Source organism: Actinopolyspora xinjiangensis (assembly GCF_900104475.1).
In the GTDB taxonomy this organism is placed as follows: domain Bacteria; phylum Actinomycetota; class Actinomycetes; order Mycobacteriales; family Pseudonocardiaceae; genus Actinopolyspora; species Actinopolyspora xinjiangensis.
Map to the genome: position 1 here is coordinate 139,970 of NZ_FNJR01000008.1, position 21,725 is coordinate 161,694.

11 protein-coding genes are annotated in these 21,725 nt (G+C 68.4%); 4 read left to right on the plus strand and 7 right to left on the minus strand.

Going from position 1 to position 21,725, the window contains the following annotated elements; translation table 11 throughout:
* Positions 1 to 61: 61 nt before the first annotated feature.
* From tnpB to BLQ75_RS23480, 4 genes are all read right to left on the minus strand, one after another.
* A complete protein-coding gene (gene tnpB, locus BLQ75_RS13630; RefSeq protein WP_092602272.1) occupies positions 62 to 1,441 on the minus strand; it encodes an IS607 family element RNA-guided endonuclease TnpB in 1,380 nt (459 codons plus the stop codon).
* Positions 1,438 to 2,007, minus strand: a complete 570-nt coding sequence (locus BLQ75_RS13635) for an IS607 family transposase (protein ID WP_092602274.1) — start codon at positions 2,005 to 2,007, stop codon at positions 1,438 to 1,440. Before BLQ75_RS13635 ends, tnpB begins: the two co-directional genes overlap by 4 nt.
* A 37-nt stretch (positions 2,008 to 2,044) precedes the next feature.
* The gene (locus BLQ75_RS13640; RefSeq protein WP_092602463.1) at positions 2,045 to 2,440 is read right to left on the minus strand and encodes a glutaredoxin family protein; all 396 of its coding nucleotides are present in this window, start codon (positions 2,438 to 2,440) and stop codon (positions 2,045 to 2,047) included.
* A 215-nt stretch (positions 2,441 to 2,655) separates the two neighbouring features.
* Positions 2,656 to 2,832, minus strand: coding sequence for a hypothetical protein (locus tag BLQ75_RS23480; protein ID WP_170837465.1), 177 nt, complete (start codon positions 2,830 to 2,832; stop codon positions 2,656 to 2,658).
* Between the two features lie 150 nt (positions 2,833 to 2,982).
* Here BLQ75_RS23480 and BLQ75_RS13645 point away from each other — a divergent pair, with 150 nt between their 5' ends.
* Complete coding sequence (locus BLQ75_RS13645; RefSeq protein ID WP_092602276.1) at positions 2,983 to 3,741, plus strand: TetR/AcrR family transcriptional regulator; 759 nt, start codon at positions 2,983 to 2,985, stop codon at positions 3,739 to 3,741.
* 148 nt (positions 3,742 to 3,889) lie between these two features.
* Here the strand turns inward: BLQ75_RS13645 and BLQ75_RS13650 are convergent, their stop codons facing one another.
* Together BLQ75_RS13650 and BLQ75_RS23485 are read right to left on the minus strand one after the other, a co-directional pair.
* Positions 3,890 to 5,854, minus strand: a complete 1,965-nt coding sequence (locus BLQ75_RS13650; protein ID WP_092602278.1) for an acyl-CoA dehydrogenase family protein — start codon at positions 5,852 to 5,854, stop codon at positions 3,890 to 3,892.
* A gap of 403 nt (positions 5,855 to 6,257) precedes the next feature.
* Positions 6,258 to 6,755: a calcium-binding protein gene (locus tag BLQ75_RS23485; RefSeq protein ID WP_170837483.1), complete on the minus strand. Its 498-nt coding sequence runs from the start codon at positions 6,753 to 6,755 to the stop codon at positions 6,258 to 6,260.
* A 387-nt stretch (positions 6,756 to 7,142) separates the two neighbouring features.
* Here BLQ75_RS23485 and BLQ75_RS13660 point away from each other — a divergent pair, with 387 nt between their 5' ends.
* The 3 genes from BLQ75_RS13660 (at position 7,143) to BLQ75_RS13670 (ending at position 19,307) form a co-directional block, all read left to right on the plus strand.
* Positions 7,143 to 12,359, plus strand: coding sequence for a DEAD/DEAH box helicase (locus tag BLQ75_RS13660; protein WP_092602282.1), 5,217 nt, complete (start codon positions 7,143 to 7,145; stop codon positions 12,357 to 12,359).
* A 76-nt stretch (positions 12,360 to 12,435) separates the two neighbouring features.
* Positions 12,436 to 15,276 (plus strand): helicase-related protein, encoded by a 2,841-nt coding sequence (locus BLQ75_RS13665; protein ID WP_092602284.1) that lies wholly within the window; start codon positions 12,436 to 12,438, stop codon positions 15,274 to 15,276.
* Positions 15,273 to 19,307 (plus strand): Eco57I restriction-modification methylase domain-containing protein, encoded by a 4,035-nt coding sequence (locus tag BLQ75_RS13670; protein ID WP_092602286.1) that lies wholly within the window; start codon positions 15,273 to 15,275, stop codon positions 19,305 to 19,307. Before BLQ75_RS13665 ends, BLQ75_RS13670 begins: the two co-directional genes overlap by 4 nt.
* Before the next feature lie 169 nt (positions 19,308 to 19,476).
* Here BLQ75_RS13670 and BLQ75_RS13675 read toward each other — a convergent pair whose 3' ends face one another.
* Positions 19,477 to 21,351 carry a DUF262 domain-containing protein gene (locus tag BLQ75_RS13675; protein ID WP_092602289.1) on the minus strand — a complete coding sequence of 625 codons (1,875 nt, stop codon included), beginning with the start codon at positions 21,349 to 21,351 and terminating at the stop codon, positions 19,477 to 19,479.
* Positions 21,352 to 21,725: the final 374 nt, after the last annotated feature.

The window sequence follows — 21,725 nt, forward strand, 5'->3', positions numbered from 1 at the left end:
CCTCACCGGCTTCCCGCCAACGCGGTGGAAGACTCAGGAACCGGAACCACGCAACCGTTCACTAGAATATGGAAAGTTGTTCTGGTGACTTGGCGGATTGCTCCACCATGGTTGGCCCAGCGTCGGTGTGGCGCTGGGTCTTCCCGTGGCGATACCCGTCGCCAGCGTGGCTGGTCTTACGTGGGTTTCCAGCGGGCGTGTTTTCCGTCCCGACGCAACTCGCCGTGGACGCCGTCAGGCCCGCGAGGTTGCGGGCCGCATTGAGGTCGCGATCAGCGGTGTGGCCGCAGTGATCGCAGGTGAAGGTCCGCTCTGACAGGCGCAGTTCGGCTTTCACCACGCCACAGTCCGAGCAGGTTTTCGAGCTGGGGTAGAACCGGTCGGCCAGGATCATGGCGCGGCCGTGCCAGGTGGTTTTGTAGTCGAGTTGGCGCCGTAGCTCGCCCATCCCCACGTCGCCGATGTGGCGAGCCAACCGACGGTTGCGTTTCATGCCCTCGACGTTGAGGTTTTCCACCGCGATCGTGTCGTACTCGCGCACGAGTCGGGTGGAGAGTTTGTGCAGCCCGTCGCGGCGGGCGTTGGACACCCGCGCGTGCAGTCTCGATACGTGCCGCTGGGTCTTGCGCCACCTGTTCGATGGGGGTCGCTTCGTGCGTTTATCCGGCCCTACGCGCCTGGCGGCTTGCCGTTGTAGGCGGCGAAGTTGGCGTTGCGTACGGTCGAGGTGTTTGGGGTTGGCGATGGTTTCCCCGGTGGACAGCACCGCGAGTTCTTTCACTCCGAGGTCGATACCCACGGTTCCTCCGCGTGTGGCGGGTGCGGGCTCGGTCTTGGTGATCTCCACCGAGAACGACACGTGCCACCGGCCGCGCTGAAACGACACGGTGGCCGACCGGATACGGGCGGTTCCGCGTTCGACGTGGCGGGCGAGTTTGCGGGTGGACTCGTGGGTACGCACCGTGCCAATACGCGGAAGCTTGGCATGGCGGCGGTCTGAATCGGACAGCCCGAACGATCCGGTGGTGAACCGGCACGAAGACCGGTGACGCTTGGACTTGAACTGGGGGAACCCGACCCTGCGACCGGCGCGTTTTCCGGTTCGGGACTTGTGCCAGTTGTCCAGCGCGGTCGCGAGGTTCACCAGCCCGGACGAGTACGCTTCCTTGGAGTTCTCGCCCCACCACGGGGCCGCTTCGTTTTTGGTCGCGTTCCAGGCTTTCCGTAGGCCGTAGGCCGACCAGTTCATCGTCGGCGTGAGGTCGTCCTCGGCCACATCGTAGGATCGTTCGGTGTCCCGCTGGTTCATCACGGCCTTGACCTGCGCGAGCGCCCAGTTGTAGGCGAACCGCGCCGCGCCACAGTGCGACGACAACATGGCTCGCTGCTGCGGCGTGGGATCGAGAGCGAACTGGTACGCCTGCACCACCGTGCTGCTCATCGGGGTGTCACCTCCGCCGCCTTCATCGCTGCTTTCGCGCGCTTGGCCGCAGACCGGCGACCGTACAACCGGGCGCACATGCTGGTGAGCACCTCGGTCACGTCGCGCACCAGGTCGTCTTCCACGTCGGCGTCGTTGAGCACGACGATCCGGCGGGACTGGGCGGACAACGCGGCTTCGAGGTGTTCCACCCCGAACCTGGCCAGCCGTTCACGGTGCTCCACCACGATCGTGGTCGCAGTCGGGTCGGCCAGCAGCTTCGCCAGCTTGTTCCGGTTGCCGTTCAATCCGGACCCGATCTCGGTGATGGTCGAATCGAGCGCAATCCCACGTCGGGCGCACTCCTGAGCAACCCGACCAACTTGCCGGTCAAGATCGTCATGCTGGTCCGCGCTGGACACCCGGCAGTACGCCACGGTTCGCCCATCCTCAGTGGTGGGAGGTTCGACCAGGATCGTGCCGGTGTCGAGTTGACGTGCGGGCACAGGCAGGGTTCCCGCACGGAACCAGTTCCATGCGGTTCGGTACGTGACGCCCTGCCCGCGCGCCCACTCACTCAACTTCATGCTTGACATTTCAACACGAAATTCCATATTTTTCTATTCACGATGGAACAGCACGCAACCCCATCGCACGCAGCGCGCCGTCCACGAGCCCGGGCTCGCTGTCCGGCAACGCACCGGGCGCGTGTTCGGCGGCCGCCGCGCGTACCGCCTCCGCCGAGGGGTTGACCGCCGACCACGACCAGGGGCCGATCACCACGGTGGGCACCGTCTCGTTGCCGTCGGCCAGTTCCCGGACCGTGGCGGCGGCCCGCTCGTCCTGCCAGATGTCGCTCTCCTCGAAACGCACCCCGTGCCTGCGCAGTCCGGCACGCAGCGAGACGCAGAACGGGCATCCCGGACGGGTGTAGACGAGCACGCTCCCCTCCGCACCCGGCACGTGGTCCGATCCGGCCGTTTCCCCCGCCCGGGGGGCCTCATCGTCCTGTCGAGACATCATCGCCACCTCCATCGCACTCGCCGTCGCCCCCGGCGCGGTTCGGCGGCTGTCCCCGCTCCCACCACGGCCGCGGACGACGCGACATCCGTTCCCGGCCCGCCCCGCTCGTCGAAGTCGCCGGTGCGACCCCATTCCCCGGCACCGCCCTCCCCGGGACTCACCACGGCGCATCCGGCTCAGGGTACTCACACCGGTCAACGCACCGATTCCAGCTACTCCCGGAACCGACCGACGAGGAACAGGCCGTAGTCGATGGCCGGTTCGGGCTCGAGCTGGCTCGCCACGTTGACCGCGAACGTGTCGAACCGGGCAAACAGCGCGATCAGGTGCGACAGGCCCAACGAGCGAGCACCGCCGCATCCCGACCAGCAGGCGGTCCGCGCCGGCATGCGAGAGCTCTCCAGGAGGAGAACAACACGGACCTCCGACCGTGCGGTCCGGGCCGTACAGTGGCGACGACCCGGCGACTCCCGAGTTAACGAGGTTTACTGAATCCCCCTGTGGCGACGGACCCCGAAAAGCACCCCATGGAGTGACCCATGAACGAAGTCACTCGACGTGAACAGCTGCGCGCGGCCACGGAACTCGACATCCGCAGGCACGCCCGCGAACTGCTGGTCCGCGAGGGACAGGAAGCGGTGACGCTGCGCGCGATCGCACGCGAGCTCGGAATCACCGCACCGGCGCTGTACCGCTACTACGACTCCCGCGAGGACCTGCTGGCCCGGCTCGCCGAGGACATCTGCGGCGATCTGTCCACGGAGTTGAACGAGACGATGCGCGATGTCGACGACGAGCACCTGAGCAAGGTGTTCGCGGTCTGCCGTGGTTTCCGGCGCTGGGCGCTGGCCCACCCACGGGAGTTCGCGCTGGTGTTCGCCACCCCGGCGAACACCGGAGGCGGGAGGCCGGGCGCCGAGCAGCGGGACTCACCGCACGACCCGGCCGAGTCCACCACGCGCGGCGACGAGCTGGGGAGCGTGTTCCTGAGCGTGGTCGGACCGCTCATGGCGGAGGGCGTGACCAACTCACCACCCCCTTCGGTCCCCGACGAACTACGCGAGGGACTCGCGGACAGCCAGCGCGACCTGGCCACCGCCTTCAACACGCACGGCATCGAGATGCCCCCCGAAGCGGTCAGCGCCGAGGCCGTCTACATGCTGCTGCGCTGGTGGGCCAGGCTCTACGGCCAGGTGGCTCTGGAGGTGTTCGAGAAGTTCCCCTTCGACGTCAGCCATGCCGACCGGTTGTTCGAGTCCGTGTTGGAGGAGCTCGGCCGGGAGTCCGGGCTCCGCTGACAAATTCCCGCCCGCGGTTTCGGGGCTGTCCCGTGCCAGTCGCGGAGCGGGACGTCCGCCCTCGGTCGCCGGCCGGTCGCCCCGCTCCTCAGCCCCTTCACGCCGACGCCCCGCCCGGTGCGGCGAGGCCCGGAAGTGCCCGGGCCGCTCAGCGCGTTCCGGGCTGCTCACCGGTGGCTATCGGCGCGCTCAGCCACTGGCGGGGCGTGCCGAACGCGGCGACCAGTTCGACAGCGTGCGGCCGCAAGCCCCGGCACAACGCGTTGACGGCCTCGGTGACGGACTTGGAACGGCGCGCGCTGATCCGCTCGTGCTCCAGGAACCAGCCGCGATCGGCCTCGATGTTGGACAGCACGTACAGATCGCACAACCGTTCCAGCAGCACCGCCCCGGCGGAATCGGCGCAGCGCTCGATCCCGGCCACGAACGCCTCCAGCACGACGCGGTCGATGTGCACCCGCGCGGCGCGCAGCACGTGGTCCTGCGCGTCGTTGAACACCTCGAACGGATCGGCGTCCCCGGAACCGGCGCGCCGCAGTCTGCGGGCCACCCCGTCCAGCACGTGCCGTTCACGGTCCTCGAACATTCGCAGTTGCCACCCCCGGTCGAACAGCGCGTCCTCGTCGTCCCGGACGGGGGAGGCGTCCACCAGGCGCTGGATCAGCGAGCGGGCGGCGGTCCGCTCGATCACGGTCCCCACGAACTGATCGGCGACGTAACGCGCCATGCCCAGCGTGCCGAGCTCGTCGAAGCTCTCGCGGTAACCGGTCAGCAGCCCCTTGGCCACGAGCTGCAGCAACACCGTGTTGTCGCCCTCGAAGGTGGTGAACACGTCGGTGTCGGCCTTCAATCCGGCGAGCTGGTTCTCGGCCAGATAGCCGGAGCCGCCGCAGGCCTCGCGGCAGTCCTGGATGGTTCGAGTGGCGTGCCAGGTGGTCACCGCCTTGAGCCCGGCGGCGCGGGACTCCAGCTCGCGCTGGGCGCGGCCCTCGGGATCGTCGGCGGTCGAAGCTCGATGCAGGTCGTGCAGCGTGGTGACCAGCTCCTCCTGCGCGAAGTGCAGCGCGAAGGAGGTGGCCAGCGCGGGCAGCAGTTTTCGCTGGTGCGCCAGGTAGTCCAGCACCGGTTTCTCGGCTCCGGTCCGGGGATTGGTGAACTGACGCCGGGTGTCGCCGTAACGCAGCGCGATCTCCAGCGAGAGCTTGGTCGCCGCCCCCGCAGTGCCCGCCACCGAGACCCGGCCGGTGATCAGGGTGCCGAGCATGGTGAAGAAGCGCTTGTTGACTCCTTCTATCGGGCTGCTGTAGCTGCCGTCCTCGGCGACGTCGCCGTAGCGGTTCAACAGCGCTTGCCGTGGAACCCTCACCCGGTCGAAGGCGATCCTGCCGTTGTCCACCCCGTTGAGTCCGGCCTTGCGGCCGCAGTCGGACAATCGCACACCCGGCATCGGGTTCCCGTCGCCGTCGCGGATGGGCACGAGCAGGGCGTGCACCCCGTGGTTCTCCGTGCCGCCGTCGGAGGTGGGGGTGTGCAGCTGCGCGAAGACAACCGCGGTGCGCCCGTCGCGGGCGGCGTTGCCGATGTAGTCCTTGCGGGCGGACTCGTCCGGGGTGTGCACCACGAACTCGGCCGTTTCCGGCTCGTAGACGGCCGTGGTGCCGAGGTGCTGCACGTCCGAGCCGTGCCCGGTCTCGGTCATCGCGAAACAGCCGGGCTCCGACAAGTCCATTACGGCCCGAAGGTGCTCCCGGTGGTGACGTTCGGTGCCGAGCGCGGTGACCGCCCCACCGAACAGTCCCCATTGGACTCCCGATTTGACCATCAGCGAGAGATTGCCCGCCAGCATCTCCATGGCTACCACCGAACCGCCACGATCACCGGAACCGCCGTACTCGACGGGAAAACCGATGCGGACGATCTCGCTGCCGGCCAACCGCCGCAGCTGTTCGAAGGTGTGCGCCCGGTGCGACTCGGTGTCCAGACCGTCACCGGTGGGCAGGGGCTCGGCCTCCAAGAAGCCGCGGACCCGCTCACGGATCTCGCCCCAGCGACCGTCCAGTGACTCGCGCAGCTTCGCGGGATCGAACTCCGCGGGGATGCTCGGGGTCCGCATACGTCCTCCAGCTCGTCCGGCTACCGCCCTCCGGGTTCCCCGTGGCGGGAGTGCCGAACCAGTCTGGCGCTTCCGGAGGCGCTGAGCGCGGCGACCCCGAGCTCCCGCCACCCGGCGGTCCCCGTGTCGCCGCCGACGAGCGTTCCGGGCCGCCCGCCGTTCGAGCCCGGTTCCCCGGCTCGGGCGCGGCGCGTCGAGGTTCCGGGGCCGCCCGAGGCAGCGGCCCAACGGCACACGACGCCCGGTCCGCAGCGGCAGCGGCAACGGCGGAGGTGAGGCTCGCTCGGCGATTTCCGGTCGTTTGTCGATCCCCCGGATCGGTTGATCAGGACCGTTGAGCGGCGAGCGCGGGCCGGGGCGTCGCCTCGGCCCGCGCTCCTGGACGACACGACGAACTCAGGCGTCAGCCCCTGCCGTAGTAGGGGATCTCGCAGTTGACGACCTCGTCGTCGAGGTCGGCGTTGTACCGGTCGACACCGGGGCCGCAGTCGATGACGTCGGCCTCGTCGTCGGAGCCGAGCTCGTCGGACATCACGATGTCGTCGCCGGGACCGGCGTAGAGGTAGTCCTCACCAGGTCCACCGTGCAGGAAGTCGTCACCGTTGCCACCCCGGATGACGTCATTGCCGGAGTTGCCGAAGAGGCTGTCGTGGGCGGCCTTGCCGAAGATGACGTCGAAACCGCCACGCCCCTTGATCACGTCCTCACCAGACGTGCCGTGCAGCCCGTCCGGACCGGCGGTTCCCTCCACGTGGTTCTGCTCGTCCGCAGCCGTCGAGAGGGTAGGCTGGTCCTGGGCAGGCGCGGCCGCGGCCAACGGCGCGCCGACCACCAGAGCAGCCGCGGCGATTCCGGTGCCAACCAGTCCGGTCAGGCCGGTTCTCGTGCGAGTGGTGCGCAAAGCGGTTCGCTCCTTTCGGCCGTGCGATCGGCTCTCCGCTAGCCCCGGGACCGATCGCACGGTTCGTCGCTTTCCGTATTTCACCCCCGGTGACGCACAAGATCCGGAGCGGGTTGAGTCGAGATCGAAAAAAGTTCGCGAACCGGCGCGCTCGACCTCCACCACCCCGCACGAGTGACACACGAGCGACACCGGCCGTAACCACATCCCCCTCGATCGGGCAGGCAACGGTTCAACGACGATTCCTCGAACGCGGCCCCGATGTCGGACCACCGTGATAGGAACCCCGCGGAAGGTAATGGCCTCACTACGCTGGGGTCTCGCCTCGTCCGGACACATCTCTCGGGACGACGGCGACGGGGTCGTTTCGGAACAGGACTGACAGGCATGGACGTCTTCGGGGTTCGTGAGAAACTCATCCAGGACTACCGCCAGTACACATCGAGTTTCGTGAACCCGCGGGACCGGCGACTCAACGAGCACGTCACGCGCCGCATGGACTCGGGGGAGCAGTGGCCCGACCCGTGGCTGTCGTTGAACCCGAACTTCGCGCACGGTGGTTCGATCTCCGATCTGGTGCGCGACGGCACGCTGCATCCGGAGTGCGCGAACATCTTCCGGATCAAGAACTCCGTCGACGATCCGGGCGAGCGGGAGCTGCGGCTGCACCAGCACCAGCTGGACGCCATCCGAACCGCGGCCGAGGGGGACAGTTACGTACTCACCACCGGAACCGGCTCCGGCAAGAGCCTCGGCTACATAATCCCGGTGGTCGACCGGGTGCTGCGGATGCGCGACAACGAGGGCGCCAGGAGCGGCATCAAGGCGATCGTGGTCTACCCGATGAACGCGCTGGTCAACAGCCAGCGCGAGGAGCTGGCGAAGTTCCTCAAGCACGGCTACCCGGAGAACGGGGAGCCGGTCACTTTCGAGCAGTACACCGGTCAGAACTCCGACGAAGAGCGCCGCAGGGTCTTCGAGAACCCGCCGGACATTCTGCTCACCAACTACATGATGTTGGAGCTGCTGCTCACCCGCCCCAACGAGCGGAAGCATCTCACCCAGGCCGCGCGGGGGCTACGCTTCCTGGTGCTGGACGAGCTGCACACCTACCGGGGCAGGCAGGGCGCCGACGTCGCGTTGCTGACCCGCAGGCTGCGGGACTCCTGCTCGGCCGAGAACCTGCAGTGCGTGGGCACCTCGGCGACCATGTCCACCGAAGAGGACCACCAGCGGCAGCGCGCGGACGTGGCCGAGGTCGCTTCCCGGCTGTTCAGCACGGACATTTCTCCCGAACGGATCATCACCGAGACGCTGCGGCGCGCCACGCGCGAGACGAATCCGGAACGCTTGGAGCTGCGCGCGCGGGTGGCGAACTCGTTACTCCCCGCGGCGAACTACGAGTCGGTGGTCAACGACCCGCTCGTGGGCTGGCTGGAGTCCTTCTTCGGCGTGGAAGAGGAGTGGGGCACGAAGCGCCTGACGCGCCGGGATCCGCGGACGGTCACCGAAGCCGTCTCCCGCCTGGCCAAGGACACCGGTCTCGACGAGGAAAGCTGCGGGCGGGCCATTCGGGACACGCTGGAGCAGGTCACCCGAGTGCGTGATCCGGAAACCGGGCGTCCCGCCTTCGCCTTCCGGATCCACCAGTTCCTGTCCAAAGGCGACAACGTCTACGTCAGCATCGAATCTCCCGAGCAGCGCTACATCACCAGCCGTTACCAGCAGGTGGTTCCGGAGGCTCCCGATAAGGCGCTGGTGTCGCTGGCGTTCTGCCGCGAGTGCGGCCAGGAATACCTGAGCGTCGCCAGGGAGAAGGACGACGACGGCACCGTCCGGTACCGGAGCAGGCAGCACAACGACGCAGGCGGCGGGGACGCGGCCAGCGGCTACCTCTTCATCACCGATGATCCGGAACACACCTGGCCGGAGACCCGCGACCGGGTGCTCGCCGACAGCAGGGTGCCGGATTCCTGGCTGACCACCTCCGCGGACGGCGTCCCCACGCTGATCAGCAGCCGCGAGAAGTACCTGCCGCACAGCGTGCACGTGGATGTCGACGGCACCGAGACCACGCGGGACCAGGGGTTGCGCGCCGCCTACGTGCCCAGCCCGTTCCAGTTCTGCCTGCGCTGCAAGGTCACCTACGAGCAGACCCGCAACCAGGACTTCGCCAAGCTGGCCACGTTGAGCGCGGAGGGGCGCAGCTCGGCGATGTCGGTGGTCAGTTCCAGCGTGGTGCGCAGCCTGCGGCAGGTCGACGACCCCGAGTTCCGCGAAGAGTCGCGCAAGCTGCTGACCTTCGTGGACAATCGGCAGGACGCCAGCCTGCAGGCCGGCCACCTCAACGATTTCGCCCAGGTCACCCAGCTGCGTGCTGCGCTGTACCGCGCGCTGGTCGAGGCCGAGGACGGCGTGATCACCTACGACGAGGTCGCCCACCGGGTCAGCGAAACCCTGGGGGTGGAGCTGTCGGACTTCGCCGAGGATCCGCAGGCCCCGCCCAAGCTGCGCCAGAAGGCCTGGGGCGCCCTGCGCGCGGTGCTCGAGTACCGGTTGTATCTGGATCTGGAGCGCGGCTGGCGGGTGACCATGCCGAATCTGGAGCAGACCGGGCTGCTGCGCGTCGACTACGACGGGGTGGACGAGCTGGCCGCGCAGGAGGAACGCTGGAGCGATTGCCATCCGGCGCTGCGGGAGGACACCCCGGAGCACCGCGCGTCGCTGTGCCGGATCCTGCTGGACGAGTTGCGTCGCGTGCTGGCGGTGGATGCTCCTCCGCTCACCGAGCAGGGCTTCGAGAAGATCAAACGGCTCAGCGACCAGAACCTGTCCGACCCGTGGGCGCTTTCCGAGAACGAGAACCCTCCGGTCGTCGGCACCGCCTACCCCGGTCCCAGCGCCCGGAGGAACAAGCGGGAGGAGCTGTACCTGTCCGGCCGCGGCGCGTTCGGCCGCTTCCTCCGCAGGGACAATCAGTTCCCCGGGCTGGCGGAGCGGTTGGACGTGGACGGTGCGCAGCGGGTCATCGAGGACCTGCTGGAACAGCTGCACAACGCCGGTGTGCTCCTGCAGGCGGTCTCCCCGAAGGAGTCGGGGGTGCCGGGGTACCGGTTGAAGTCGGGCAGGATCCTCTGGCAGCTGGGCGACGGGCACAGCGGGGCGAGCGATCCGCTGCGCCGGAACACCCGGGACGGTCGGGGCCCGCGGGTCAACCCGTTCTTCCGGGATCTCTACAGCGGCGAGTCCGCCACCTTCGAGGGCCTGCGGGCCCGGGAGCACACCGCCCAGGTGCCCGCGGATCTCCGCGAGGAGCGCGAGAAGGAGTTCCGCAGCGGCAAGCTGCAGCTGCTGTACTGCTCGCCGACCATGGAGCTGGGCATCGACATCGCCAGCCTCAACGCGGTGGGCATGCGCAACGTTCCGCCGACCCCGGCGAACTACGCCCAGCGCAGTGGTCGTGCCGGACGTTCGGGCCAGCCCGCGCTGGTGGTGACCTACTGCGCCCCGGGCAACGCGCACGACCAGTACTACTTCCGGAACAGCAAGCAGATGGTGGCGGGCTCGGTCGCCCCGCCCCGGCTGGACCTCACCAACGAGGAGCTGCTGCGTTCCCACGTACACGCCATCTGGCTCGCCGAGACCGGGCAGGGGATGCAGGGCTCGCTCGGGGGGTTGCTGGATCTCGACGGCGACGAGCCCTCGCTGGAGCTACTCGACGAGGTGCGCTCGACTATCTCGGACGGCGGGGCGCAGCGACGGGCCGTGGCCCAGGCCCAGCGGCTGGTCGCGGATCTGCTGCCTCAGCTACGCACCACCTCGTGGTGGCACGACAACTGGATCCAGCAGGTGGTGCGGGATGCCCCGCGCAATTTCGACCGGGCCTGCGACCGGTGGCGTGACCTGTACCGTTCGGCGCTGCACGAGCGGGCGAAGCAGCACGAGATCGTCGGGGACCAGTCGGCGAACAAGAAGAAGCGCAACAACGCCGCCTCGCGGCGGCGGGACGCGGAGACCCAGCTACGGCTGCTGCTCAACGAGGAGGGCGACGCCGGGCAGAGCGACTTCTCCCCGTACCGCTACCTCGCATCCGAGGGGTTCCTGCCGGGGTATTCCTTCCCGCGGTTGCCGCTGGCGGCCTACATCCCGGGCAGGCACGGCGCGAGCACCGGCGGCGAGTACCTCCAGCGTCCGCGCTTCCTCGCGGTCCGCGAGTTCGGCCCGGGTGCGCTCATATACCACGAGGGCGCGCGCTACCAGGTGACCAGTGTGCAAACCCCGCCGACCAGCGCGGGCAGCAACGCCCTGGACACCAGGCAGGCCCGCTTCTGCGGAGGCTGCGGCTACCTGCACGAGCGCGATGTCGGCACGGACGTCTGCGACGCCTGCGGAAGGCAGCTCGGGGCGGTCACTTCGGGGCTGCTGCGGTTGCAGACCGTCTACACCCGCAGGCGGGAGCGCATCTCCTCCGACGAGGAGGAGCGCAGGCGCGCCGGTTTCGAGCTGCACACTTCGTACCGCTTCAACGAGCACGGTGGCCAGCCCGGTCGCATCGACGCCGTCGCGGGCATCGGGAACGAGCGGGCGCTGGAACTGTCCTACGGGGACACGGCCACGGTCCGGGTGACCAACTACGGCCGGGCGCGGCGCAAGGACCGCAGCGACACCGGGTACTGGCTGGACCCGGTCACCGGCAAGTGGTTGTCCGACAGCAAGAAGGCCGAGCGAACTCCCGACGAGAACGAGCTGTCCTCCACCGACGACGCCGTGACCAGGCAGAAGGTCATCCCCTACGTGGAGGATCACCGCAACATCCTGGTGCTGCGGCTGCCCGTCGAGGTGCGGCGCAAGACCGCCACCAGCCTGATGGTGGCCCTGGAACGCGGCATCGAGCGAACGTTCCAGCTGGAGGACTCGGAGTTGGATGCCGAGTTGCTGCCGGACGACGAGCACCGGGGGCGTGCGCTGCTGGTGGAAAGCGCCGAGGGCGGCGCCGGGGTGCTGCGGCGGCTGGTGGACGAGCCGAACGCGTTGTCCAGGGTCGCCGAGACGGCGCTGAAGCTGATGCACTTCGACCCGGAGACCGGGGCGGATCTGGGCACTTCCGAGTACTTCCCGGAGGCCTGCGAGCTGGCCTGCTACGACTGCCTGCTGTCCTACTCCAACCAGGGAGTGCACAGCGACATCGACCGCCACGCGATCCGGGACCAGCTGCGCAAGCTGCGCGCCGCGTGGGTGACGCGCGGGTCCGGGGGACGCGACCGCACCGAGCAGCTGCGTCGGCTCGTGGAGGCCTGCGACAGCGAGCTGGAACGGGAGTTCCTGCACTGGCTGGATCAGCGGGAGCTGCGGGTGCCGGACGAGGCACAGCCCCTGGTGGAGGCGGCCGAGACCCGACCGGATTTCGTCTACCATCTGTCCAGCGGCAGCGTCGCGGTCTTCGTGGACGGCCCGGTGCACGACAACGGGCGTACCGCCGAGCGGGACGAGGAAGCCGAGGAACGCCTGTTCGACCTGGGCTGGCACGTCGTGCGGGTGCGCCACGACGAGGACTGGGCCGAGACGGTGCGGCGCCATCCGAGCGTGTTCGGCGAGCACCGGTAGTGCCGCCGCGACCGCGTTCCGAAACTTCCGCACGGGGTGGGTCGACCCGTGCGGGCAGATCGACAGGAGGAATCGCGTGACCACGACCTTCGATGCGGGCTCGCTCGTGTCCGCGCGGGGCCGCGAGTGGGTGGTGCTGCCGGAGTCCGAGCCGGACTTCCTGGTGCTGCGCCCGCTGGGAGGTTCGGACACCGACCGCACGGCGGTGCTTCCCGAGCTGGAGACGGTCGAGCCCGCCAGTTTCCCGTACCCCACGCCGGAGGAGGCCGGGGACGCGGCCAGCGCGGGGCTGCTGCGCACCGCCTTGCGCGCCGGGTTCCACTCGACGGCCGGGCCGTTGCGTTCGCTGGCTTCGCTGGCGGTGGAACCGCGGCCCTACCAGCTGGTTCCGCTGTTGATGGCGCTGCGCCAGGAGGTCACTCGGCTGCTGATCGCCGATGATGTGGGTATCGGCAAAACGGTCGAGGCCGGGATGATCGCCGCCGAGCTATTGGCCCAGGGCGAGGCACGCGGGGTGGCGGTGCTGTGCAGTCCGGCGCTGGCGGAGCAGTGGCAGCGCGAGCTGCACGAGAAGATGGGCATCGAGGCGGAGCTGGTGCTGCCCAGCACGGTCACCCGGCTGGAACGCGGTCTGCTGACCACCGAATCGCTGTTCGGCAAGTACCCGAACGTGGTGGTGTCCACCGATTTCGTCAAGTCCCAGCGCCGCAGGGACGAGTTCGTGCGTTCCTGCCCGGATCTGGTGATCGTCGACGAGGCGCACACCTGCGTGACCGATGACGGCCAGGGCAACACCGGCACCACCCAGCGCTACGAGCTGGTGCGAGGGCTGGCGGCGGACAGCTCGCGGCATCTGGTGCTGGCCACGGCCACCCCGCACAGCGGCAAGGAGGAGCGGTTTCGCAACCTGATCGGGCTGCTGGATCCGGAGCTGGCCGAGCTCGATCTGGAGTCACCGGAGAACCGGGAGCGGCTGGCTCGGTATTTCGTACAGCGCCGCCGTGGTGACATCCGCCGTTTCCTGGACGAGGAGACCCCGTTCCCCAGCGATCGGCAGTCCAGGGAGGAGCCCTACTCGCTGACCGGGGAGTACCGCGCGCTGTTCGACCGGGTGTTGGATTACGCCCGCGAGGTGGTACACGACAGCGGTTCCGGGAACGTGCGGCAGCGGGTGCGGTACTGGTCGGCGCTGGCGCTGCTGCGTGCCCTGGCCTCTTCGCCGCGGGCCGCCGCGGCCACGCTGCGCACCAGGGCTCGCAACGCCGACGCGAACACCCCGGACGAGGCGGATGCGCTGGGGCGCACGGCCGTGCTGGACGTGGCCCACGAGGACGCGGGGCTGGAGGCCGCCGACATCACGCCCGGTGCCGACGACACCGACGAGTCCGATGATCCCCACCGGCGGCGGCTGCTGGACATGGCCCGCACGGCCGAGAAGCTCCAGGGACCCGAACGGGACAGCAAGCTCGCTGCGGTGCTGAGCACGGTGCGTTCGCTGCTCGCCGAGGGCTACACCCCCATCGTGTTCTGCCGGTTCATCGACACCGCCGAGTACGTGGCCGAGTATCTCGCCCCGCTGCTTCCGGCCAAGACGGACGTGCGCTGCGTGACCGGCACGCTGCCTCCGGAGGAGCGTGAGGCGCGGGTGGAGCGGCTGGCGCACGGTGAGCACCGTCCGGTGCTGATCGCCACCGACTGCCTCTCGGAGGGCGTGAACCTGCAGGAGGTGTTCGACGCGGTGGTGCACTACGACCTCGCGTGGAACCCCACCCGCCACGAGCAGCGCGAGGGCCGAGTGGACCGGTTCGGCCAGCGCCGCGACGTGGTGCGCGCGGTCACCTTGTACGGCAGCGACAACGGTGTCGACGGGGTGGTGCTGGACGTGCTGATCCGCAAGCACGAGCGCATCCGCAAGGCGCTGGGGGTGTCCGTCCCGGTTCCGGACGGCACCGACCAGGTGGTGGAGGCGCTGCTGGAGGGTGTGCTGCTGCGGCGGGGCGATCCGGAGCAGCTCACGCTGGAGGGCATCGCCGAGGACAGCCGCGCCGGGCTGAACCAGCGGTGGGACAGCGCGGTCGAGCAGGAACGCCAGTCCCCCACCAAGTACGCCCAACGCACCATCCGTCCGGAGGAAGTCTCCCGCGAGCTCGCCGAGATCCGCGCCGGGCTGGGCGACCGCGGGGAAGTGCGGCGGCTGGTGTGGCGGTCGCTGCGGGAGCTCGATTCGAGCGTGACCGACACCGCCGACGGGTTCACCGCCACCACCGGACCGCTGCCGGTGGGGCTGCGTGAGAACCTGTCCCGCGGGCGTCGCGAACCGCTGGTTTTCCACGAGGACGTGCCGATCCCCCCGGGTGACGCACACCTGGATCGCACCGATCCGAACGTGGCCGCCATCGCCCGTTACGTGCTGGATTCCGCGCTCGATCCGCTGCTGGCAGCGGACAAGCGGCCCGCGAGCCGCTGCGGAGTGCAGCGCACCCGTGCCGTGGCCAAGCGGACCACCATGCTGCTGACGCGGTTCCGGTTCCATCTCACCCTGCCGGGCAGGGACGGGCCGCGTCCGCTGGTGGCCGAGGACGCGCAGGTGCTGGCTTTCCGGGGTCGCCCGGACGAGCCCGAGTGGCTCACCGAGCAGGAGGTCTCCGAGCTGCTCGCGGCCGAGCCCAGCGGCAACATCCCGCCGGATCAGGCCAGGGAGTTCCTGCGCCGCTCGTTGGACGGGCTTCCGGGGCTGGAACCCACCCTGGACGAGAAGGCCGACGAGCTCGCCGCGCGGCTGCGTGAGTCGCACCTGCGGGTACGCGAGGCCGCGGGCAGGCGGGTGCGCCGCCAGGTCACCGTCACCGCCCACAAACCCGCCGATGTGCTCGGCGTTTACGTCTACCTCCCGGATACGTCAGGAGGCGCCCAGTGAGTTCGCCCTCGTTCACTTCCGTACGCGTCGCGGGCGGGCTGCTACCCGCCGATCTGTTCGGCCGGATGGTCGAGGGGACCGATCTTCCCGGCGTCGACCCGACCGACTACCACCTGCTGCCGGGCGAGTCGGTGCGCCGGGACGCCTCCCGCAAGTGGGAGTACCTCACCGGCGTCTGGTCCGCGTTCAAGGCCGAGCTGGACCGCGCGGGGGAGAACGCGCCGACCACCGGCATCACCAGGGAGCGCTGGCTGCTGGTGCTGCTGCGCGAGTTGGAGTTCGGCAGGGTGCCCAGTACCCCCAGCGGCGGGTTGACCGTGGGCGAGCGCGCGTTCCCGGTCAGCCACAGCTGGGAGAACGTGCCGCTGCATCTGCTCGGCTGGGGGGTGGATCTGGACCGCCGCACCAAAGGCCAGGCGGGTGCGGCCGCTTCCGCTCCGCAGTCGATGGTGCAGGAGCTGTTGAACGCCTCGGACGAGCACCTGTGGGCGGTGTTGTCCAACGGTCGGCGGCTGCGGCTGCTGCGGGACTCCACTTCGCTGGTCGGCTCCGCCTACGTGGAGTTCGATCTGGAGGCCATGTTCGACGGTGAGCTGTTCAGCGATTTCGTGCTGCTTTACCTGCTGGTTCACCAGTCCCGCTTCGAGGTGCGCGACGCGGCTGTCGGCCCGGCGTCCTGCTGGCTGGAGCGTTGGCGCGAGCTCGCCGAGGAGCAGGGCAGCCGGGTGCGTGAGCGGCTGCGCGAGGGCGTGGAGCACGCTCTGGAGACGTTGGGGACCGGACTGCTGCGCCATCCGGACAACAGGTTGCTGCGTTCCAAGCTGGCTTCCGGCGAGCTCTCCCGAATGAGCTACAACCACGCACTGCTGCGGCTGGCCTACCGGATGCTGTTCTGGTTCGTCGCCGAGGACCGCGGTGCGCTGCTGGATCCCGATGCCGATACGACCGTGCGGCAGCGCTATCAGGAGTTCTTCTCCTCGGCACGGCTGCGCGAGCTGGCCCGCAGGCGGCGCGGCGATCGGCACGGGGATCGTTGGCAGCAGGTGCGGCTGGTCTTCGACGGGTTGGGGCGCGAGGGCGGCAGGCCCGAACTGGGGTTGTACGGCCTGGGTGGGCTGTTCGATCTCGACGGCAACGACGAGCCGATCGAGGGTTCGGCCGCCGTAGGCGGCGCGGCCGGGTTGCCGCGCGCCGCGCTGGCCAATGAGGACCTGTTGGCGGTGGTTCGTTCGCTGTCGCTGTTCCAGGATCGGGACGGCGATGTCCGCAGGATGGTGGATTTCCGCAATCTGGGGGCCGAGGAGTTGGGCAGCGTCTACGAGTCGCTGCTGGAGCTGCATCCGCAGCACGATCCGGCGGACAACACGTTCACGCTGGAGGCCGCCGCCGGTAACGAACGCAAGACCACCGGTTCCTACTACACGCCGGACGCGCTGATCCAGCGGCTGCTGGACAGCACGTTGGATCCGGTGCTGGACGAGGCGCAGCAGGCGGCCGACCCGGCTGAGGCGCTGTTGAACGTGACGGTGTGCGATCCGGCTTGTGGTTCGGGGCACTTCCTGGTGGCGGCAGCGCGGCGGATCGCCAAGCGACTGGCGGCGGTGGAAAGCGAGGAGGACGAACCTTCGCCGGACGTGGTGCGGCGGGCGCTGCGCCGGGTGGTGGCCCGGTGCATCCACGGGGTGGACGTGAATCCGATGGCCGCCGAGTTGGCCAAGGTGGCGTTGTGGCTGGCGGCGATGGAGCCGGGCAAGCCGCTGTCGTTCCTGGACGCCAACATCCGGGTGGGCAACTCGCTGTTGGGAACCACGCCGAGGTTGCTGGCCGAGGGGGTGCCCAACGCGGCGTTCAAGGCGCTGGACGGCGATGACAAGCAGATCGTCAAGAATCTGCTGAATCAGAACAAGAAGGACCACTCGGGGCACGTCGATCTGTTCAGCAGCGGTGTGCCGCTGCGCAACACCGAGCTGGCACGGGAGACCTCGCGGGTCACCTCGGCGGTGCCGGACGAGCTCGGGCAGGTGCGCGAGCAGCGGCGGCGGCTGGAGAACCTGGAAAAGCGGCACCGCGAGCGGGACAAGCTGCCCGCCGACGCCTGGTGTGCCGCGTTCGTGCAGCACAAGACCTCCGAAACCTGGGATCGAGTGGTCACCCAGGGAAAGCTGCAAGGGCTCGGCGAACAGGAGCAGAACCTGCTCACTTCGGCCACCGCCGAGGAGGTGCGGCGGCTGGCCGCCGAGTACGGCTTCTTCCACTGGCATCTGGAGTTCCCGCACATCTTCCGCGTGCCGGAGCGGGAGGCCCCGGACAATCCGGAGACCGGCTGGAGCGGCGGCTTCTCCTGCGTGCTGGGCAATCCGCCGTGGGATCGGGTGAAGCTGCAGGAGCAGGAGTTCTTCGCGCCGCGTGACGCGGAGATCGCCAAGGCCCCGAACGCCAATCAGCGCAAGAAGCTCATCGACGCGCTGGCCGAGAGCTCCGAGCTCGCCGATCGCAAGCTCCACGAGGAGTATCTCGCCGCGTGTCGCCGCGCGGACGGTACGAGCCGGTTGTTGCGCGATTCCGGGCGCTATCCGCTGACCGGGCGCGGGGACGTGAACACCTACCAGGTGTTCGCGGAGAACGACCGGACGATCATCTCGGGGCGGGGGCGTACCGGGGTGGTGCTGCCCACCGGGATCGCCACCGATGCCACCACCCAGTACTTCTTCCGGGATCTGGTGGAAAGCGCCGGCATCGCCTCGCTGTACGACTTCGAGAATCGCAACAAGCTCTTCGCCGATGTGGACAGCCGATTCAAGTTCTGCCTGCTGACGATGAGCGGGCGGCAGGTGCGGGAGGAGGCCGCGGACTTCGCCTTCTTCGCCCACGAGGTGGCGGATCTGGACAAGCCGGATGTGCGGTTCGCGCTGAAGCCGGACGAGATCACGCTGCTGAATCCGAACACGGGCACGCTGCCGGTGTTCCGCTCCCGCAGGGACGCCGAGATCACCCTGGGCATCTACAAGCGGGTTCCGGTGCTGGTCGACGAGAACTCCCCGGAGGGCAACCCCTGGGGGGTGTCGTTCTCGACCATGTTCCACATGTCCAACGACTCGCACCTGTTCCACACCCGCGAGGAGCTGGAAGCCGACGGTTGGCAGCTCGACGGCAACGTCTTCGTGCGCGGCGAAGACCGGATGCTGCCGCTCTACGAAGCCAAGATGATCCACCACTACGACCACCGCTGGGCGACCTACGAGGGTGATTCGACGCGCGACGTGGAGCTCGCGGAGAAGCGGGATCCCGAGTTCGCTCCCATGCCGCGTTACTGGGTGGCCCGCCAGGAGGTGGACAAGCGTCTGGCTGGCAAGTGGGACCGCGGCTGGCTCCTCGGCTGGCGCGACATCTGCCGCAGTACCGACGAACGGACCACCATCGCTACCTCTTTCCCACTGAGAGCGGTGGGAAACAACCTTCCCATCATGCTCGCAAACCAGGAAGACGCTCGCACTATTGCTTGCCTGCAAGCAAACTTAACCGCGTTTGCACTGGACTATCCGGCTAGACTTAAAGTCGGAGGAACACACCTCAACTATTTTGTGTACCAGCAACTCCCTGTACTTCCTCCGTCTGACTACCACGAATATTCGCCTTGGAATCAGAAGACGGACGTGTGCTCCTGGGTGAGTAGAAACGTCCTCGAACTCACCTACACCGCCTGGGACATGGCGCCGTTCGCCGCGGACCTGGGTGATGAGGGCCCGCCGTTCCGGTGGGACGAGCAGCGGCGCGAACTGCTGCGTGCCGAGCTGGACGCGGCGTACTTCCACCTGTACGGCGTCGAGCGGGACGATGTGGACTACATCATGGAGACCTTTCCGATCGTGCGCCGCAAGGACGAGCAGGCCCACGGCGAGTTCCGCACCAAGCGGTTGATCCTGGAGATCTACGACGCGATGGCCGAGGCCATCCGAACCGGCGAGCCCTACGAGACCGTGCTGGACCCACCGCCGGGTCGGGGCCCGCGCCACCCGGCCCGCGCCCACTGAGCCGCCACGGCCGCCGTGCCCCGCACGAGCCGCCCGGACGAACCGGGACGGCCCCCGGATTTCCCTCCGGATCGGGCCGTCCCGGTTCTGCCCGCGACCGGAACCACCGCATCGGGTGAGCTTCGGGAATCAGCCGAGCGGACCGGCCCGCGCATTCTTCAGACACCGCTCAGGGCCGGTAGTCCTCCAGGCGGGCCGGATCCCAGATTCGATCGACCAGGGCCCGGACCAGCTTGCTCCGCTCCTCGTGCTCGGCCTTGCCGAACCGTTCGTAAGGCCGGAACGGCAGGCCGGACCGCTCCACGAAGGAGTTGAACCGGGGCTGATGCTGGTAGGCCGCGCTGGTCAGGCTCGCCGCGTAGAGGTTCTGCTTCGCGTAGTGCGGCGCCTTCCGCTCGAACGGCTTGTCCTGGTAGCTGCGGTTCACATCGGCGGGCAGCAGCACCAGACCTGCGACATGGTTACGCCACAGGTCGAAGTCCTCGCGAGTCGGGAACTCCTCGGCGTAGAGCTCGTAGTCGTCGGGCCAGATGTGCTCGATGTCCCACGGGTTCCTCAGGTTCCGGTCCACCAGTTCGGCGAAGCGGTCGGGCTTCCCCGCCTCCCGCTCGGTGTAGGCAGTCAACCGGGCCAGCAGGTGGTAGATGTAGCGCTTGCTGAACTGGTTCAGCCCGAGTCCCGCGATGCCGTGCCGGTAGCGGCTCGAACTCCCGTCGAACGACACGTCGGCCTCGTCCTGATCCAGCTTCGAACGCAGGGTGTCGATCAGCTCCGGCAACGACATACCCCGGATGTCGCGGCACAGCAACCACATGGCGTAGTTAACGCTCGAATAATTGATCCGGATGTAGTTGGCGGCACGGCGCATCACCCAGATGTCGAGGTAGGTCGCGGTCGCCGCGAGCTTGCGGCGCACGGTCTCGTCGTCGTCACCGACCCGCAGCGGTGCGAGGAGGACGGTGTTCTGCCAGGTGAACTCGTTGTGCGCGTTGTAGAACACCGGCTCGAGGCCGGGGGTGTAGTCGCGCGAGGCCTCCAACACCTTCCGGTAAGCCCGTGCGAAGAACGGCATATCGCTGGTCATCAGGGCTAGGTTGCGCTTCGCGTCGCCTATGCCGACGCGGTCGGTGTTGTCCCGGACCCAGCGGTGGAACGTGGAGCCGATCAGTTCCCAGTCGCGGTCGATGGCACCCGCACGACGCTCCCGGATCGACTCGGCGTACTTGGCACGCAGCCACGCCTTGACGAAGGTGGCGTCGCGTTCGGCGTCGGGATCGGGTTCCCAGGAAGTCAGGTCCAGCAGAGTCCTCTTCCAGACGCGGTTCGCGTTCGCCCGCTCGTCCGCGTCCTCCACCGCCCCCAGCAGATACGCCTTCAGCATGTCCACCGGGCTCAGTGGTTTCCCCCGGTCGTTCATAGTCTCGAAGATCGAGTACGCGTGCGCGTCGGTCTCGGTCACGATCTCGATCAGGCCGACATTGCCGATCAGCCAGTAGACGAACGGTTCCAGTCCGTCACCGAGCTCGCCCGCCGGATCGATCGACACGAGGTCGTTGTACCGGGCGACGATCGTCTGGATCGACTCGTCCTTGCCCTCGGCGTCGTAGTCCTCACCCTCGAACAACGCCTTGAGCACCGGAACGCGCTCGGCGATGTCGAGGTTGAACTTCGGTTCGCCGTAGTCGTCGGAGAAGATCAACGGCTCCACCGTGGAAGTCACCCTGAGACCGCGCTCCTGTGCCTGCCGGTACAGGTGGATGAGCAGCAACGTCAGGGACGTGACCCGCTGCTGGCCATCGACCAGGTAGCTCTTGTTGCCGCGCTTGGTCACGATGATCGAACCGAGGAAGTAGTCGCCGTAACCACTGGCGTCCCGCGGTGTGTCGCCGGTGCGGTAGAACGTCGAGAACCTGTTCTGCAGATCGCTCACCAGTTCTTCGAGGTTCTCCCGATCCCACTTGTACTCCCGCTGGTACTCGTCGATCGCGAAGGAACGGGACTGCAGCAGCTCTCTGATCGTGCGGTAGTGCGGCGTGATGCTCATGCTTCTCCCTCGTCGGCAGGCAGGCGCGTCGTCCGGTCGGCGGCCGCTGCGTCGTGATCCTCTTCGCCGCCTCGGCCCTCGCGACGGGGAGTCGCGGGACTTTCCGTCTCAGCGGGGGGACGACCTCGATCGGACTTCGGGAAACCAACGTCGTTCGAAAGTATCAGCGACCCGACCACACGGGCGGCGCTCCGGGACGATCCCGCCACACTCCCGACACCACCGAGTACGACACCGCCGACCGACGCCCAACCTCCGGCGGCGAACCGGAAACCGCGAGATACCCGACCCCACGAACCTTGGCGTCCCGTACGGCCGCACCCCACCGCGCACGAGAACGGCCCCGGCCCCGCCGAAACGGCGGAACCGGGGCC

What these genes read in the sequence shown, in the direction of transcription:
- tnpB (WP_092602272.1), bottom strand. Translation starts at nt 1,441, where the DNA reads ATGAGCAGCACGGTGGTGCAGGCGTACCAGTTCGCTCTCGATCCCACG.
- BLQ75_RS13635 (WP_092602274.1), bottom strand. Translation starts at nt 2,007, where the DNA reads ATGAAGTTGAGTGAGTGGGCGCGCGGGCAGGGCGTCACGTACCGAACC.
- BLQ75_RS13640 (WP_092602463.1), bottom strand. Translation starts at nt 2,440, where the DNA reads ATGTCTCGACAGGACGATGAGGCCCCCCGGGCGGGGGAAACGGCCGGA.
- BLQ75_RS23480 (WP_170837465.1), bottom strand. Translation starts at nt 2,832, where the DNA reads ATGCCGGCGCGGACCGCCTGCTGGTCGGGATGCGGCGGTGCTCGCTCG.
- BLQ75_RS13645 (WP_092602276.1), top strand. Translation starts at nt 2,983, where the DNA reads ATGAACGAAGTCACTCGACGTGAACAGCTGCGCGCGGCCACGGAACTC.
- BLQ75_RS13650 (WP_092602278.1), bottom strand. Translation starts at nt 5,854, where the DNA reads ATGCGGACCCCGAGCATCCCCGCGGAGTTCGATCCCGCGAAGCTGCGC.
- BLQ75_RS13660 (WP_092602282.1), top strand. Translation starts at nt 7,143, where the DNA reads ATGGACGTCTTCGGGGTTCGTGAGAAACTCATCCAGGACTACCGCCAG.
- BLQ75_RS13675 (WP_092602289.1), bottom strand. Translation starts at nt 21,351, where the DNA reads ATGAGCATCACGCCGCACTACCGCACGATCAGAGAGCTGCTGCAGTCC.